The sequence below is a fragment of the Saccharopolyspora sp. NPDC049426 genome (assembly GCF_040676935.1).
GTDB lineage: Bacteria > Actinomycetota > Actinomycetes > Mycobacteriales > Pseudonocardiaceae > Saccharopolyspora.
In genome coordinates, this window is sequence record NZ_JBFAPZ010000011.1 from 59,213 (window position 1) to 75,066 (window position 15,854).

17 protein-coding genes are annotated in these 15,854 nt (G+C 70.0%); 5 read left to right on the plus strand and 12 right to left on the minus strand.

The window, feature by feature from the left end; all coding sequences use genetic code 11:
- Window positions 1-19: 19 nt before the first annotated feature.
- Window positions 20-607, minus strand: coding sequence for a TetR/AcrR family transcriptional regulator (locus tag AB0J78_RS23300; protein ID WP_363792377.1), 588 nt, complete (start codon window positions 605-607; stop codon window positions 20-22).
- Window positions 608-793: 186 nt separating this feature from the next.
- Between AB0J78_RS23300 and AB0J78_RS23305 the strand changes: the two genes are divergently transcribed.
- Window positions 794-1,684 (plus strand): dienelactone hydrolase family protein, encoded by an 891-nt coding sequence (locus tag AB0J78_RS23305; protein ID WP_363792379.1) that lies wholly within the window; start codon window positions 794-796, stop codon window positions 1,682-1,684.
- A 54-nt stretch (window positions 1,685-1,738) separates the two neighbouring features.
- On the opposite strand, the gene AB0J78_RS23310 is transcribed toward AB0J78_RS23305, so the two are convergent.
- From AB0J78_RS23310 to AB0J78_RS23330, 5 genes are all read right to left on the minus strand, one after another.
- Window positions 1,739-2,293, minus strand: coding sequence for an ATP-binding protein (locus AB0J78_RS23310; RefSeq protein WP_363792381.1), 555 nt, complete (start codon window positions 2,291-2,293; stop codon window positions 1,739-1,741).
- Window positions 2,294-2,377: 84 nt separating this feature from the next.
- The gene (locus AB0J78_RS23315; RefSeq protein WP_363792383.1) at window positions 2,378-3,892 is read right to left on the minus strand and encodes a sodium:solute symporter family protein; all 1,515 of its coding nucleotides are present in this window, start codon (window positions 3,890-3,892) and stop codon (window positions 2,378-2,380) included.
- Window positions 3,889-4,083 carry a hypothetical protein gene (locus AB0J78_RS23320; protein WP_363792385.1) on the minus strand — a complete coding sequence of 65 codons (195 nt, stop codon included), beginning with the start codon at window positions 4,081-4,083 and terminating at the stop codon, window positions 3,889-3,891. Before AB0J78_RS23320 ends, AB0J78_RS23315 begins: the two co-directional genes overlap by 4 nt.
- A gap of 164 nt (window positions 4,084-4,247) precedes the next feature.
- Entirely contained in the window at window positions 4,248-5,453 is a 1,206-nt protein-coding gene (locus AB0J78_RS23325; protein ID WP_363792387.1) for a CoA transferase, read from the minus strand.
- The gene (locus AB0J78_RS23330; RefSeq protein ID WP_363792389.1) at window positions 5,450-6,109 is read right to left on the minus strand and encodes a GntR family transcriptional regulator; all 660 of its coding nucleotides are present in this window, start codon (window positions 6,107-6,109) and stop codon (window positions 5,450-5,452) included. The genes AB0J78_RS23325 and AB0J78_RS23330 overlap by 4 nt, the downstream gene beginning before the upstream one ends.
- Before the next feature lie 126 nt (window positions 6,110-6,235).
- On the opposite strand from AB0J78_RS23330, the gene AB0J78_RS23335 reads away from it, so the two are divergent.
- Window positions 6,236-7,144, plus strand: a complete 909-nt coding sequence (locus AB0J78_RS23335) for a hydroxymethylglutaryl-CoA lyase (protein ID WP_363792391.1) — start codon at window positions 6,236-6,238, stop codon at window positions 7,142-7,144.
- A gap of 48 nt (window positions 7,145-7,192) precedes the next feature.
- Here AB0J78_RS23335 and AB0J78_RS23340 read toward each other — a convergent pair whose 3' ends face one another.
- Window positions 7,193-8,407, minus strand: a complete 1,215-nt coding sequence (locus AB0J78_RS23340) for a S8 family peptidase (protein WP_363792393.1) — start codon at window positions 8,405-8,407, stop codon at window positions 7,193-7,195.
- Between the two features lie 454 nt (window positions 8,408-8,861).
- Here AB0J78_RS23340 and AB0J78_RS23345 point away from each other — a divergent pair, with 454 nt between their 5' ends.
- The 3 genes from AB0J78_RS23345 (at window position 8,862) to AB0J78_RS23355 (ending at window position 10,526) form a co-directional block, all read left to right on the plus strand.
- Window positions 8,862-9,233, plus strand: a complete 372-nt coding sequence (locus AB0J78_RS23345; RefSeq protein ID WP_363792395.1) for a metalloregulator ArsR/SmtB family transcription factor — start codon at window positions 8,862-8,864, stop codon at window positions 9,231-9,233.
- A gap of 175 nt (window positions 9,234-9,408) precedes the next feature.
- On the plus strand, window positions 9,409-9,951 hold the full coding sequence (locus AB0J78_RS23350; protein ID WP_363792397.1) for a thiamine pyrophosphate-binding protein: 543 nt from the start codon (window positions 9,409-9,411) through the stop codon (window positions 9,949-9,951).
- Window positions 9,951-10,526, plus strand: a complete 576-nt coding sequence (locus AB0J78_RS23355) for a thiamine pyrophosphate-dependent enzyme (RefSeq protein ID WP_363792399.1) — start codon at window positions 9,951-9,953, stop codon at window positions 10,524-10,526. Before AB0J78_RS23350 ends, AB0J78_RS23355 begins: the two co-directional genes overlap by 1 nt.
- A gap of 12 nt (window positions 10,527-10,538) precedes the next feature.
- Here AB0J78_RS23355 and AB0J78_RS23360 read toward each other — a convergent pair whose 3' ends face one another.
- From AB0J78_RS23360 to AB0J78_RS23380, 5 genes are all read right to left on the minus strand, one after another.
- Window positions 10,539-11,891, minus strand: coding sequence for an MFS transporter (locus tag AB0J78_RS23360; protein WP_363792401.1), 1,353 nt, complete (start codon window positions 11,889-11,891; stop codon window positions 10,539-10,541).
- 76 nt (window positions 11,892-11,967) lie between these two features.
- Window positions 11,968-12,876 (minus strand): amidohydrolase family protein, encoded by a 909-nt coding sequence (locus AB0J78_RS23365; RefSeq protein WP_363792403.1) that lies wholly within the window; start codon window positions 12,874-12,876, stop codon window positions 11,968-11,970.
- Complete coding sequence (gene ligK / locus AB0J78_RS23370) at window positions 12,866-13,549, minus strand: 4-carboxy-4-hydroxy-2-oxoadipate aldolase/oxaloacetate decarboxylase (RefSeq protein WP_363792405.1); 684 nt, start codon at window positions 13,547-13,549, stop codon at window positions 12,866-12,868. The genes AB0J78_RS23365 and ligK overlap by 11 nt, the downstream gene beginning before the upstream one ends.
- Window positions 13,550-13,652: 103 nt before the next feature.
- On the minus strand, window positions 13,653-14,675 hold the full coding sequence (locus AB0J78_RS23375) for an amidohydrolase family protein (protein ID WP_363792407.1): 1,023 nt from the start codon (window positions 14,673-14,675) through the stop codon (window positions 13,653-13,655).
- Window positions 14,672-15,835, minus strand: coding sequence for a 4-oxalomesaconate tautomerase (locus tag AB0J78_RS23380; RefSeq protein ID WP_363792409.1), 1,164 nt, complete (start codon window positions 15,833-15,835; stop codon window positions 14,672-14,674). The genes AB0J78_RS23375 and AB0J78_RS23380 overlap by 4 nt, the downstream gene beginning before the upstream one ends.
- Window positions 15,836-15,854: the final 19 nt, after the last annotated feature.

Sequence of the window (15,854 nt, forward strand, 5' to 3'; positions counted from 1 at the left end):
GGCCGAACGGAGCACTCCGTCAGCTGAAGTTGTCGCGGGTGCGCCGCTGGACGTCCGCGGCGAAGTCGTCGAACGCGGCTGCGACGCGTTGCTCGTCGCCGGTGGCGAGCAGGTCGACGAACAGGCCGCGCAAGGTCGACATCATCGAGGTCGCCACGGCCTGCGCTCGCGATTCCGGGCAGCCGTAGCGGACCAGTCCGGCGGCGATGAGGTCGTTGCGCTGCCGCATCGAGGCCGCGACGGCGGTGGCCAGCGCGGGGTCGCCGTACATGGCGTGGCCGGTGATCGCGACGAACAGCCGGACGTACCTGCGCCCGCGCTCGCTGACGGCCCGTCGCCAGATGGCCCGCAGCGGATCGGGGTCATCGCGCGGCATGTCCGGCAGCGACAGCGTTTCGGCCAGCACCCGATCGACGATCTCGGCGACGAGCCGGTCCTTGGACGCGAAGTGGTGGACCAGCGTCGCGTGGCTGACCCCGGCGGACTGGGCGACCTTGCGCAGCGACAGGTCGTCGAGGCCCTTCTCCAGGGCGTGTTCCGTCGCGGCGGCGAGCACTTCGCCTCGGCGGTGCTGGAAGCGCAGCTTCCGTCCGTCGACCTGTTCCATGACGCCAGAGTAGCTGGTCCGAAAGATTGATTGACCATTTGGTAGAGCTACTTTAAAGTCGATCGCGTTCCGGAACTCTTGCTCGTGTGCCGAACGTGTTTCGACGGTCGCGTGACCCGAGGAACTTCGCGAGGAAACCCATCCGGTGCGCCCGCTCGCAGGGCGCCTCCCCAAGAGGACGTGTCCATGGAATTGAAACGTTCCACCGGTCCCCTTCCCCGATTCCGCCGATTACTGGTCGTTTCCGCGGCCGTGCTCGGGCTGGTCAGCGGCAGCATCACGCTGGCCCAGGCGGCCGAACCCGACGACGTGCACGGTCCCGACCCGACGGAGGAGAGCGTCACCGCCCCGCGCGGGCCGTTCGAGGTCGCCGAGGAATCCGTGTCGCGCTTGAGCGTCACCGGTTTCGGCGGCGGGACGATCTACTACCCCACCGACACCACCGACGGGCTGTTCTCCGCGGTGTCGATCTCCCCCGGCTACACCGGGACCCAGGACTCGATCTCGTGGCTCGGCCCGAGGCTCGCGTCGCAGGGCTTCGTGGTGTTCACGATCGACACCAACTCCACCTCCGACCAGCCCGATTCCCGCGCCCAGCAACTGCAGGCGTCGCTGGACTACCTCACCGACGACAGCAGCGTGAAGGACCTCATCGACCCGGCCCGGCTCGGCGTGATGGGCCACTCGATGGGCGGCGGAGGTTCGCTGAAGGCCGCGCTGGACAACCCGGCGCTCAAGGCCGTGGTCCCGATGACCCCGTGGCACACCACCAAGGACTTCTCCGGAGTGGGCGCGCCGACGCTGGTCATCGGCGCGCAGAACGACACGGTCGCGCCGGTTTCCCAGCACTCCAAGCCGTTCTACGAGAGCCTGCCCGACGACCCGGGCAAGGCCTACCTGGAACTGGCCGGGGCCAGCCACTTCGCGCCGAACACGGACAACACCACGATCGCCAAGTTCAGCATCTCCTGGCTCAAGCGGTTCCTCGACGACGACACCCGCTACGACCAGTTCCTGTGCCCTCCCCCGGAGGGCGACCCGGCGATCTCGGACTACCAGTCCACCTGCCCGTACTGACCTGAGCGGACTGGTGAACGCCGCGGCGCCGGACATCCGGCGCCGCGGTGGCGTTCATCGCGAGAGGACGGAGAGCAGCGCGTCGTAGGTCCGCTCGACGGCCCCCTCCTCGCTGCTCACCACCGTCACCGCGGGCCGGCTCCGAACGACCTCCGCGAGCTGGTCGTAGGCCTGGGCCAGGAATTCGGCCCCGCCTTCGCGCGCCACGATCTTCTTGACCTGCTCGTGCCAGTCCGGGTCACCGCCACCGCCCCGCCGGGCGAACCGCTCCACGGAGCGCCGCCGGGTGTCGAGCACCATGATCTCGACGAACGAGGCTCCGCTCTCCCGCGCCACGGCCTCGAACCGCTCGATCTCCGCCGGCCTGGCCAGGTATTGCGGGAGGACCACGTCCCGCCCGCCGCGCAGGTGCTCCTCGGCCATCCGCAGGGCCAACGGCCGAACGATCTCCCCGACCTCGGCGAACCGCTCCCGCCATCCCCCGATCAAACCGCGCAGCACGTCCACGTCGAGGTTGAGCACCCCCGCGTGCTCGTCCACGTACCGCCGGGCCAACGTCGACTTCCCGATCCCGGGAGGACCGTTGAGAAGCACCAACCGAGCAGCCATTCCCCCACCCTAAGCACCGAGGGCGTACATTTCGCGCGAAATGTACGCCCTCGGCTCATGAAGGGACGCGGCGGCGCCGCGGGATCAGGTCGCGGTTTGCCGGGTCGGTTCTGCCGGTAGGGGATCTTCGTTCGGGGCTTCCCGGACGGGGACCAGCAGGGAGCCCACGACGCAGATCGTGAGGTTGAGGCCCAGGCCGAGCAGGCCTGCCGGGATGCCGTGGAGCTTGTCGATGTCGAAGACCGTCCAGGCACCGGAGAGCAGCGCGCCCGCGAGCATTCCCCAGAACAGCGGTCCCGCGGAAAGCCTGCGCCAGTAGAGGCCCAGGATGAACGCCGGGGCGATCTGGACGATGAGCTCGAACTTGAGCACGAAGATGTTGTACAGCGTGCTCGGCGGGTTCCAGGCAAGCACCAGCAGCAGGCCGATCGCGACGACACCCGCGACCTTGCCGACCATGACCTGCTTGCGCTCGGAGGAGTTCGGCGCGATGTAGCGGCCGTAGAGGTCCCGCGAGATCACCGACGAGAAGCTCAGCAGCGCGGAGTCCGCAGTGGACACGATCGCGGCCACCACACCGCCGAAGAGAAGGATCATCAGCGCGTAGAAGAACAGGTTGATGCCCGCGACCTCGTTGGCGATCAACCCGACCAGCTGCTCGGAGTCGTCCTCCGACAGGCCCGGGAACAGCTGGATCCCGACGATGCCGACCACGAACACGACGCCGGTGGTGGCCAGCGGCATCCACGCCATGATCGCCAGCGACCGCTTGAGGGTGCGTTCGCTGCGGGCCGCGTAGATGCGCTGGATGGCGTGCGGGTAGACCGCCGCGCCGATGCCGATCATGATGATCATCGACAGCCAGTTCACCGAGTCCTCGCTGCTGGGCACGCCGAGCTTCTCGGGCTCGTTGTCGGCCAGGTACTGCGTCACCGCGCCCAGGTCACCGCCGACCAGGTACAGCGCGCCGATCAGCAGCACCGCCACGCCCACCAGCAGCGCGATGCCCTGCATGACGTCGGTGAGCGCGACCGCGCGCATACCGCCCGACCACGAGTAGACGAGCATGACGACGACGAAGGCGATCACGCCGATCTGGTACGGGACCGTGTTGCCGGTGAGCCCGGAGATGCCCTGGCCCATCGCCACCAGCTGCTCCAGCAGGTAGTTCGCCAGGCCCCACAGCATGAGCACCGTGACCAGCAGCGACACCGGTGTGGACTGGAAGCGGTGGCGCACCCAGTCGGTGGGGGTCACGAACTTCTCGCGCTTGGCGATGGCGTAGAGCCGGGGGGCGAACAGCAGGTACGCGGCGATCACCGCGATCATGAACGGGACCGACTGCCACCAGGTGAAGCCGGAGCGGTAGGCCTCGGGCGCGTAGCCGACGATCGAGTTCCCGCTGTACTGCGAGGCGTAGAGGGTGAAGAACAGGGCGACGAAACCTAGTCCGGATCCGCCGAGGTAGTAGCCGCGGGAGGTCTTCTGCTCCCCCTCGGGCTGGCCGCGTCCGGCGAAGTAGCCGATGACCAGCATGATGATCGCGTAGGCGGCCAGCACCAGGATTCCGCTGAGGCCGGCGAAGCTCAGACCGTTCACACTCCACCTCCGGCTTCTTCTTCGGGCTCGTCGATGTTCCAGCGGCGCAGGCAGGCCCAACTGGTCAGCGCGGCGAACAGGAAGGTGAACAGCAGCGAGATCACCATCCAGTAGGGGATTCCGAGCACCATCGGGTGCGTGGAGCCGGGCGGCAGGTAGAACGGCACCCCGGCAAGCACGATGAAAGCCATGGCGTACCACAGCGATCGGATGCGGATCGGCTCGTACCTGGGTCGGTCCTGAGATCTTCGTTGATCCATCGTGGACTCCGAATCGGTTCTTCCGGTGCGGTTTTCGCGCGGGTTCGCCCGCCCGGCCGCGCTCGGGGCACGGCCGGTCACGCGGGATCGCTTGGTCAGATGACGTTGTCGGCGCGCCAGCAGCGCAGTTGCTCCTCGTCGGCGCCGAGGAGCCGGCCGTAGATCTCGGCGTTGTGCTCGCCGAGCTCCGGGCCGAGCGAGCGGACCTCTCCCGGGGTGTCGGACAGGCGTGGCACGACGTTCTGCATCGGGAACTCCCCCAGCTCGGGGTGCATCAGCCGGACGATGGCCTGCCGCGCCGCGAAGTGCGGATCGGCCGTCATGTCGGCCGCGGTGTACACCCGGCCGGCCGGAACCCCCGCTTCGTGCAGCTTGTCGAGCACGTCGGCGGCGTCGAACCCGCGAGTCCAGGCGGCGATGAGCTCGTCGAGCTCCACCTGGTTCTCGCCCCGCGCGTCGTGGGTGCCGTAGCGCTCGCCGGTGGCCAGTTCCGGTTCGCCCATCAGCTCGCACAGCCGCGTGAACACGGTGTCCCGGTTCGCGCCGATGATGATCTCGGCACCGTCGGCGGTCGGGTAGGCGTTGCTGGGGGCGATGCGCGGCAGCACCGAACCGGTGCGCTCCCGCTGGTAGCCGGCGATTTCCCACTCCGGCAGCATCGATTCCATGAACGCCAGGACCGCCTCGTAGATCGCGGTGTCGACGACCTGGCCCCGCCCGGTGCGGTTGCGCGCGTGCAGCGCCATCACCGCGCCCAGCGCCGAGAACGTCGCCGCCAACGAGTCGCCGACGCTCACGCCGACGCGGCTCGGCGGGCGGTCCGGCTCGCCGGTCACGTGCCGCATGCCGCCCATGGCCTCGCCGATGGCGCCGAACCCGGCACGGGAGGCGTACGGACCGTCCTGGCCGTAGCCGGTGACGCGGACCAGCACGAGTCGCGGGTTGATCTCCTGCAGCTCGTCGTAGCTCAGGCCCCAGCGCTCCAGCGTGCCCGGCCGGAAGTTCTCCACAAAGACATCGGCACCGGCCACGAGTTCGCGCAGGATCCGCTGCCCCTCGGCGATGCGCAGGTTGGCGGTCACCGACTTCTTGTTCCGGGCGATCACCGGCCAGGACAGGGACTTCCCCTCGTGCTTGACCTGTCCCCACTGGCGCATCGGATCGCCCGCGCCCGGGTCCTCGACCTTGATGACCTCGGCTCCGAAGTCGGCCAGCAGCTGGCCGCAGAACGGGCCGGCGATGAGCGTTCCCGCCTCGATGACGCGGACGTCCGACAGCGGACCGCTCCTCGTTGCCGTCACTGGGTTTCCTCCTCTTCCGGTTCCGGGCGCAGCAGCGTCGCCCGTGCGGCCAGCACGTGCGACTGCATGACGGCGTGCGCCCAGTCGCCGTCACCTGCCTCGATGGCGTCGGTCAACTCGCGGTGCTGGGTGAAGCTGCGGTTGAGCTCGACGGACGTGTAGCGGTGGAACGTGCGGCGCACCAGCGGCACCTCGATCACCCGCGACAGCAGCTCCGGCAGCAGCCGCCGCCCGCCCGCCTGGTGGATGGCCTGGTGGAACTCCATGTTCAGCCGGGTGATCTCGTCGTGGGCCCCGTCGTCGTCGAGGCGCTCCAGCTGCCGCTCCATGGCGCCGCAGAGCTCGCGCAGCCGTGCCACGTCGGCGTCGCCGCGCAGGGCGGCGTTGCGGGCGGCGTAGCTCTCCAGCACGCTGCGCAGCCCGAAGATCTCCTCGAAGTCCTCCGGGCTGAGCGAGACGACCTCGGCGCCGCGGTTGGGCACCACCTGCACCAGGCCATCGGCCTGCAACCGGCGGATGGCCTCGCGCACCGGGGTGCGGCTCAGGCCGTAGTCCTCGGCGAGCTGTTCCTCGCGCAGCCGGGTCCCGGCCGGGCGCATGCCGGTGAGGATGTCCTCGCGAAGCGCCCGGTAGGCCCGCGCGGCGGCTTGTGACACGTCCCACTTCCCTTCTGAATTGTGCACAACCTAGCAATCGGAATTGGTTCTGAACAGACCTTGCGCCAGGTTGATGGAGAACACAGGATTGCTTCTCGCGCAGATTGTGCACAAAAGGAGGCGATCGTGACCGCAACGCTGCCGTCCAGCATCGAGATCGTGGAGGTCGGGCCGCGCGACGGCCTGCAGAACGAGAGCACCCTGCTGTCCACGACGACGAAGGTGGCGCTCATCGAGCGGGCGATCGCAGCAGGTGCGCGCCGGATCGAGGCCGTCTCCTTCGTGCATCCCCGGCTCGTCCCGCAGATGGCCGACGCCGAGGCGGTGATGGCCGCAGTCCCGCAGCGCGACGACGTCTCCTACTCGGGTCTGGTGCTCAACCGGCGCGGTTTCGACCGCGCGCTGGACACCGGGTTGACCGAGGTCAACGTGGTGGTCGTGGCCACCGACGAGTTCAGCGAGCGCAACCAGGGCGTCACCACCGAGGAGGGCCTGCGCACCTGGGAGGACATCGCAGCGCGCGCTCACGCGGCCGGGGTGCGCCCGGTGGCCACGATCGCCGTGGCCTTCGGCTGCCCGTTCGAGGGGCCGGTGAGCAGCGATCACGTGGTCGCGCTGGCGCGACGCATCGCCGAGGCGGGCCCGTTCGAGCTCGCCCTGGCAGACACCATCGGCGCGGGCGTGCCCACCCAGGTCGGCGAGCTGGTCGACAGGATCCGCGAGGACACCGGCGCCCGCCTGCGCTGCCACTTCCACAACACCCGGAACACCGGCTACGCCAACGCCTTCGCCGCCGCGACAGCCGGTGCGTCCACGTTGGACGCCAGCGTGGGCGGGATCGGCGGTTGCCCGTTCGCGCCCGACGCCACCGGCAACATCGCCACCGAGGATCTCGAACACCTGATGGCGGGAATGGGCGTGCGCACCGGTCTCGACCTGGAAGCGTTGTCGCGGACCGGTACCTGGATCGGCGAGCAGCTGGGCAAGGAGGTTCCCGCACTGCTCGGCAGGGCAGGACCGTTCCCGCAGTGGTGACCGGCTCGGGAGCGCCGAGCGGGGTGCTCGGCGCTCCCGGACCCGGCTCTAGAAGCCGGAGACGTCGAGCAGCGGCTCCTGGGTGCCGTCGGGGTCTTGGGACGGCCAGGTCCAGTCGGCCGTGCCCGCTCGCTGGAGGGCGTTCTTGACCTGGTCCGGGGAGGCATCGGGGTGGGTGGCCTTGTGGAGTGCGGCGCCGCCCGCCACGTGCGGAGTGGCCATCGAGGTGCCCGAGATCGTGTTGTACGTGCCGTTCGGCCAGGTGGAGTTGATGCACACGCCCGGTGCGATCAGGTCGACGTCGGCGCCGAAGTTGGAGAAGTCGGCGAAGGTGTCGTCCTCGTCGTCCCGGCAGGTCGCCGGAGCGCCGCCGCCCGGCTGCCCGTTGAAGTCGGCCAGCGCGCTGACCGTGATGACCTCGTCGTAAGCCGCGGGCACGCTGTCCTGCGCGTCGGCGGCGTCGTTGCCCGCGGCGACCGCGAAGGTGACACCGGCCGAGACCGCGCGGCAGATGGCCTGGTGCTCGGAATCGCCGTTGCTGCGCCCGCACTGCCCGTCATCGGTGCCCGCACCGCCGAGGCTCATGTTGGCCACGTCGATCTGCCCGGCGTTGGCCGCGACGTAGTCGATGCCGCAGACGACGTCGGCCGTGGTGCCCATGCCCGCGTCGTTGAGGACCTTGACCGGCCAGATCCGCGCACCCGGGGCCACGCCGACCACGCCGTCGCCGTTGTCGAGCGCACCGATCGTGCCCGCGACGTGCGTGCCGTGGCCGTGACCGTCCTCCGGCGGGAGCACCGGCAGCGTGCAGTTCTTGCCGCCCACCACGTTGAGGTCCGGGTGGTCGCTGTCCACGCCTGTGTCGATGACCGCGACGTCGACGTCGGTGCGCTGGTCGGTGCCGTCGATCCCGGCGGTCGGGCTGGCGTCGGCGTTGGCGCGGTCGACGCCGGTGGGCAGCGACTGCGCCGTGCTGCGAACCTGGCGGACCGGCTCCACCCAGGCCACGTCCGGATCCGCCGCGATGCGGTCGCGCGACTGCTCGCTCATCCGGCCGGAGTAGCCCTTCAGGGCCGATTGGTAGAGGTGCCCCACCTTGGCGCCGTTGTCCTGGGAGTGCTTGTCCGCCTTGGACTTCGCGTCGGTGCCGTCCTTGAGCACCACGATGTAGTCGCCCTCGGGCGTGGGCGCGGCCTGCGCGGTCAGCCCCGTCGCACCCGCCAAGGAGCAGGCGAGCAGGATCGCCGTGGTTCGTCTTCGCATCGAAACCCCTCCGTTGATCCGACCTCTCGCCGACCACGACGGCATGCGGCATCAACCCACGACGGCAGACCGTCCAGTCGGTACGAGCATGGGCTGAAGACCATGGCACGCGAGGAGAACCGTGTCCAGATCTCGATCACTCAAAACGGCAGCCATGGGTGCTATTTCGACACCCGACCCTCCGCTTCTTACGATTCACCAGTAATGTTCGGCCGAACAACCGGACACCCCCTCTCCGATCTGGGCACCTGGAGGGGCGGGCGGTACCGACCTCCCGGGTCCGAACCGCCATGATCGATGTCCGTTTTGCCTGGTCAGTTAGGACCAGAACCGCCCGATGACGCGCCGAACCCGACGAGGTGGTGCGCGGCGCCGGCCGAGGACGCGAGAAGATCAGTGGCATGACCACGAACGAGCGCCGCGCCGCGACCCGAGTCCGCGAGGAGGGCCCACGGTGAGCAGGCCCCTCTACCAAGTTAAAGCGGACTTCTTCAAGACGCTCGGACACCCCGCCCGGATCCGCGTGCTGGAGCTGCTCAGCGAAGACGAGCAGGCGGTGTCGGAGATGCTGCCCGAAGTCGGCGTCGAGGCCGCGAACCTCTCGCAGCACCTGGCCGTGCTGCGCCGCGCCGGACTCGTGGTCACGCGCAAGGAAGGAGCGACGGTCTTCTACTCGCTCACCAGCCCGCACATCGCCGAGCTGCTGACCGTCGCGCGCCGCATCCTCACGGGAGTGCTGGCCGGGCAGGCCGACCTGCTCGAAGACCTGCGGATCGCGACGTCCGAGGCCGAGTCCCGGACCAGGAGGGAATCACCTCCGGCCTGAACTGCGAGAACAACCCGCTCGGCGACCACCCGCGGACCGCTGCGGCGCTCCGACGAGCTCTCCGCCGTCCGCGTGGGTTCGGTCCGCTGAATCCGCAGGCTCGGAGCCCGCTCAGCGGCTTGACGAGCCGTTAGCATGGCCGCTCCGGTGAACGCTGTCGACGAACGGTGGGACTGTGACGACATCGAGCTATGCCGAGGCCGCTGCGGCGGGCATCTGGGGGTCGGGAGCCGAGCGGGTCGGCTACATCCCGTCGGTGACCGTCGCGCCGGTCGTCTCCGCGCTGGTCGAGACCGACGGGGGCGCGGACGGCGTCTCCCCGCACGTCACCCCGCTGTCGCGCGAGGAGGAGGCGATCGGGGTCATCGGGGCGCTGCCGCTGGCGGGCCGGTTCGGGGCGGTCGTCATGCAGGACAACGGTTTCGGCAACGCGCTGACCGCGCTGACCACCTTCTCGATCTCCTACCACCTGCCGCTGCTGATCTTCGCCAACACGCGCGGCGGACTCGGCGAGTACAACTCGATGATCCACTCGATCAGCCAGCACGCGCCCGCCCTGCTGCGCACCGTCGGGCTGCCGGTGTTCGAGCTGGACCGCCGCTCGTCCCCGCAGGACTGGCAGGAGGCCACCGCCGAGGCCGGCGTGCACGCGCGGATGACCTACCGGCCCGTCGTCATCCTCGCCTCGTTCTGGAACACCGACGGGAAGGTCGCCTGATGCGCCGGATCGAAGCCCTGCGGCAGCTCGTCGAGCTCACCGAGGATCGCCCGCTGGTGGTGACCTGCGCGGCGACCAGCCGCGAACTCGCCTCCGTTGCCGACCGGGACAACCACCTCTACCTGCTGGACTCGATGGGGTTGGCCGGATCGGTGGCCACCGGGCTGGCGATGGCCGTCGAGGACTCGCCGGTGGAGAAGGTCATCGCGGTCGAGGGCGACGGCTCCCTGCTGATGAACCCGAACGTCCTCCCCACCGGCGGTTTCACCGCGCCCCGCGCGCTGCTGATGGTCCTGCTGGACAACCGCTCGTACGGCTCCACCGCAGGACTGCCCACCTACACCGACCGCATCGACCTCCGCGCGATGGCCGAGGCCAGCGGTTGGAACACCGGCCTCGCCACCGATCCCGGGACGCTGCGCACGGAGTTCACCCGTCTGCTCGGCACTCCGGGCCCGGCGTTCCTGCACGTGCGCATCGAACCGGGCAACGCCTCCGACATCCCGAAGCTGCTCGCGGACCCGGTCGCCCTCACCCACCGCTTCCAGACCTGGCTCACCGCCGAGCTCGGCTGACCTCCGTGGGAATCAGGCGGTCTGCGCTGCCGCGGCCTCCAACCGGAGCTTGCGGGTGGCGGGACCGAAGACCGCCAGGGCGAGCGCGCCCACGATCCAGGTGCCCGCGATGAAGTAGAAGACGGTCATGTAGCCGTAGCCGCTGTAGAGAGCCGCGATGATCAGCGGACCGACGGCGTTGGACAGCCGGCCCACGCCGTAGGAGATCGAGGTCCCCAACGAGCGGCCGCGGGTGTCGTAGAGCTCGGGCGAGTAGGCGTAGGCCAGGGCCGTGTAGCCGCGCTCGAACAGGTTGACCATGAAGCCGAAGACGACCACCAGCACGGGCAGGAAGGTCAACCCGTACAGCAGCCCGGACCCGGCGATGACCAGGCCGAACACCACCAGGCACCACTTGCGCTCGAAGCGGTCGGTGACCTGCGCGGCCAGGAAGGACCCCAGCGGCGCGCCGACGGTGGTCAGGGCGACGAAGAAGATCGAGTCCTCGACGCTGACGCCCTCGGCGGCCAGCAGCGTCGGGGCCCACGAGGAGAAGCCGAAGAAGCCGATGGTCTGGGTGATCCACAGCACCGACAGCAGGATCGTCGGGAACAGGAACTTCTTCTGCTTGAGCATCCGCAGTCCCGGCTTTGCCGCGGGCTCGGCCGCCACCGGCTCGTCGGCGGCCGGCAGTTCCCCGTGCTCGGCGGTGGCCTGGGACTCCAGATCCCGCAGGACGGCCTCGGCCTCGTCGTGGCGACCGCGGGATTCCAGCCATTGCGGCGATTCCACGAGCCTGCGCAGGAACAGCAGGAACAGCACGCCCATCGCGCCCCACAGGTAGACCAGGCGCCAGGTCTGCTCCCCCATCGGCACCACGAGCGAGGCGATGAGGTTGGTCGCCGGGGTGCCGCAGATGCCGATCATGATGACGTACGCCTGGAACTTGCCGCGCTTGGCCCGCGGGAAGATCTCGTTGAGGTAGACGACGGCGACCACCGTCATCGCGGACAGGCCTGCGCTGGTCAGGACGCGGAACACGCCCATCGACAGCATGTCCCAGGCGAACACGGTGGCCAGCGACCACACCGAGAACCACATCGTGGTCAGCATCAGGGTCCGCTTGCGGCCGAGCCGGTCGGCCAGTCCGCCCGCCACGACCGAGCCGATGAACATGCCCACGAACGACAACGACGTCACGTAGGCGATGTGGCTGACGTCCGACCCCCACAGCACGCGCACCTTGGGCGCGGTGATGGCGAAGGTGTTGATGTCGGCGAACTCGAAGAAGTAGGCGAACGCCAGCGCGACGATCGTGGTCTTGTGGAACGTGGAGATCGGCAACCGGTCGAGCCGGTTGGCCGAATTGGTAGCGGAGTGCGGCACTGCGGTCTCCTACTGGAAGCACTTGTGCGGTTGAACTGCGCGGCGGTGCGGCTCGCACGCAGGTCCGAGAACGAGGTCACCCCTCCGGCCAGTACAGGCGCATCGGGTTGTCGACGAGCAGCGCTCGCTGCTGCTCGGCGGTGACGGCGATCCGCGGGACGTGGTCGAGCAGCAGGCCGTCGTCGGGCATGTGGTCGGTGAGGTTGGGGTGCGGCCAGTCCGTTCCCCACAGGACGCGGTCCGGGAAGGCCTCGACGACCTTCCTGGCGAACGGGACGACGTCGGCGTAGGCGTGCTGCTCGCCGTCCAGCGCGCGCGGTCCCGTCTTGGTCAGCCGTTCCGGGCAGGACACCTTGACCCACGCGCCGCTGCGGGCGACGAAGTCGAGGAACCCGGTGAACTCGGGCCCGTCGGGGTCCGCGCCGACGTCGGGCCGCCCCATGTGGTCGATCACGAGGGTGACCGGCAGCGACAGGAAGAAGTCCCGCAGATCGGGCAGGTCCGGTGCCTCGAAGTAGAGGACCACGTGCCAGCCCAGCGGGGCGATCTTGGCGGCGATGGTCTCCAGCGCGTCGGTCGGCGCGGCGTCGACGAGCCGCTTGACGAAGTTGAAGCGCACGCCCCGGACACCCGCCGCGTGCAGGCGTTCCAGCTCGTCGTACGTCACGTCGGGGGTCACCGAAGCCACCCCGCGCGCTCGGCCGTCCGAGGCCCGCAGCGCGTCGACCAGGGCGCTGTTGTCGCTGCCGTGGCAGGTGGCCTGGACGATGACGTTGCGGGACAGGCCGAGGTGGTCGCGCAGCGCGAACAGCTGCTCCTTGCCCGCGTCCACCGGCGTGTACTTGCGCTCGGGCGCGAACGGGAACTCCTCGGCCGGGCCGAAGACGTGGCAGTGCGCGTCGACGGCGCCTTCGGGGGCGGTGAAGGCCGGTTCGCTCGGGTTCGGGTGCCAGGGCAACCACCCCGGCGTCACATCAGTCCACATAGGTCAGCCCCAGGTCGGCGAGGTCGGGGCGCATGCCGTAGAGGTCCAGGCCGAGCACCCCGTCCTGGAACTTCTCGCGCTTGCCCGCCTCGTTGGCCTCGCGCGCGGCCGAGGCGGCGGCGACGTCGGCGGCCTTGGCGGCGGGCACCACGACGACGCCGTCGGAGTCGGCGACGATGACGTCACCCGGGTTGACCAGCGCGTTCGCCACCACGACGGGCACGTTGACCGAGCCGAGGGTGGCCTTGACGGTGCCCTTGGCGTTGACGGCGCGGGAGAACACCGGGAAGTCCATCTCCCGCAGGTCGTCGACGTCGCGGCACCCGCCGTCGATGATCAGGCCGCGAGCGCCCCGGGCGCGCATCGAGGTCGCGAGCAGCTCGCCGAAGAAGCCGTCCTCGCTCTCGGTGGTGCAGCCGGCCACGACGACGTCGCCGTCCCGCACCTGCTCGGTGGCGACGTGCAGCATCCAGTTGTCGCCGGGCTGCAGGAGCGCGGTGACGGCCGTGCCGCAGAGCTTCGCCCCCTGGTAGACCGGCCGGATGTAGGGGCGCATCAAGCCGACCCGGCCCATGGCCTCGTGCACCGTGGCCACGCCGAACCGGGACAGGGCCTCGACGGCGTCGCGGTCGGCGCGCTCGACGGTGCGGTGGACGACTCCGAGTTCGTGCACGGGAAACTCCTTCGTCGGTGGCGGGTCATGCGGTGGTGAAAAGTGCTGCCGAGCCGCTGCTTCAGGTGCGGGACTCAGCTCGCACCGGCACGCACAGCACCTCCTAGCGGCCTTGGGCGGTCAGGCGGGCGTCCAGGTGCGGGTAGACGCGGCGGGCGTTGCCCTCTTGGATCGCGGTGCGGGATTCGGCGGACAGGCCGGCGTTCTCGACGTAGCGGCGGGTGTCGTCGAAGTGGTGACCGGTGCGCGGGTCGACACCGCGGACGGCGCCGATCATCTCCGAGGCGAACAGCACCGAGGAGTGCGGGATCACGTCCAGCAGCAGGTCGATGCCCGGCTGGTGGTAGACGCAGGTGTCGAAGAAGACGTTGCCCAGCAGCGCCTCCTCGGGCTCGGGCTTGCCCAGCGCCTGCGCCAGACCGCGAAAACGCCCCCAGTGGTAGGGAACCGCGCCGCCGCCGTGCGGGATCACCAGCCGCAGCCCGGGGAAGTCGGTGAACAGATCGCCCTGCAGCAGCTGCATGAAGGCGGTGGTGTCGGCGTTGAGGTAGTGCGCGCCGGTGGTGTGGAAGGCCGGGTTGCAGCTGGTCGAGACGTGCACCATGGCGGGCACGTCCAGCTCGACGAGCTTCTCCCACACCGGGTACCAGTGGCGGTCGGTCAGCGGCGGCGAGGTCCAGTGCCCGCCGGACGGGTCGGGGTTGATGTTCACCGCGACCGCGCCCAGGTCCACGACCCGCTCCAGCTCGGAGACCACGGTGGCCGGGTCGACGCCGGGCGACTGCGGCAGCATCGCGCCGAAGGCGAAGCGCCGCGGGTAGAGCTCGGCGACCCGGTGGCACAGGTCGTTGCAGATGCGCGCCCAGGTCGAGGAGGTCTCGTAGTCGCCGACGTGGTGCGCCATGAAGGAGGCTCGCGGGGAGAACACGGTGACGTCGATATCGCGCTCGTCCATCTGGCGCAGCTGCTGCGTTTCCAGCGACTCGCGGATCTCGTCGTCGCTGATGACCGGCCCCGCCGGGTCGGGCCGCCGGGCCGGGTCTGCGAGTCCGGCCACCTGGGCGTCGCGCCAGCGGCCGAGCGGGGCCGGGGCGGTGGTGTAGTGACCGTGGACGTCGATGATCACGCGGAGCGCTCCTTCGCGGCGGGGGTGAGCGGGGACGACGGGACGAGCACGTCGCCGGACATCAGCAGGCGGGCGGTGCGCAGCAGCGCCGAGCGCACGACGCGCTGGGGATCGGTGGGGTCGAGCCCGAGGGTCACGCTGAACTCGCCGGAGGGGTGCTCGACCGACACCGTCGGTTCGGTTCCGGTGATGCCGGTGGCGACGCCGTGCGCGACGCTGCCTTCCAGCACGCAGGCGGTGGCGGCGGTGACGGCCGCGAGCACGCCGATGGACCGGTGGGCGACCCGGGGGATGAGACTGCGGGTGGACACGCTGCCGCCGTGTATCGGCGGAGCCACGAGCGTCATCTTCGGGTAGTTCCGGCCGGTGACGTCGCCGAGCCCCATGACGCGTCCGCAGACCAGGCGCAGGGCTTCCACCTTGGACTTGAGCGTCTCGTCGGCGTCGATCTCGGCGGGCGTCTCGTAGCCGGTGGCGCCGAGCCGGGCGGCTTCGACGACGACCAGCGGCTGGCCGTTGTCGATCAGCGTCACCTCGACCTGCCCGATCTCGGCGACCTCGACGGTGTCGCGGACGTTGCCGGTGGGCAGCAGGGAGCTCGCGACCGAGCCCGCGGTGTCGAGGAAGCCGATCTCGACCGGTGCCGCGCTGCCGGGAACGCCGTCGATGCGCGCCTCACCCGCGTACTCGACGTGGCGTCGGCCGTCGGGTCCGGTGGGCGTGCGGACGGTGATCTCGGCGATCATGCCGGTGTTGCGGGTGAGCACGCGGGCGGTGGTCAGCTCGCCGGCGGGTTCGACCATGCCGGTCTCGACGGCGAACGGCAGCACGGCGGCCAGCATGTTCCCGCAGTTGGCGGTCACGTCCACATCGGTGCCGCCGGGCTGCACCTGCCCGAAGGTCCACTCGACGTCGACGCCGGGCCGCGTTCCCGGGGCGACGATGCCGACCTTGCTGGTCAGCGGGTGCGCTCCCCCGATCCCGTCGATCTGGCGCTCGTCGGGCGAGCCGAGGGCGGCCAGCAGCACGGCGTCGCGGGCCCGGGGGTCCGCGGGCAGCGCGCGCTCGTCGAAGAACGGCCCACGCGAGGTGCCACCCCTCATGAGCAGGCACGGGATCGCGGTCTGCGACCCGCGGCGGCGCGCGGTGTCGGCTGGCATGGCAGTCCTCCATCGGGTC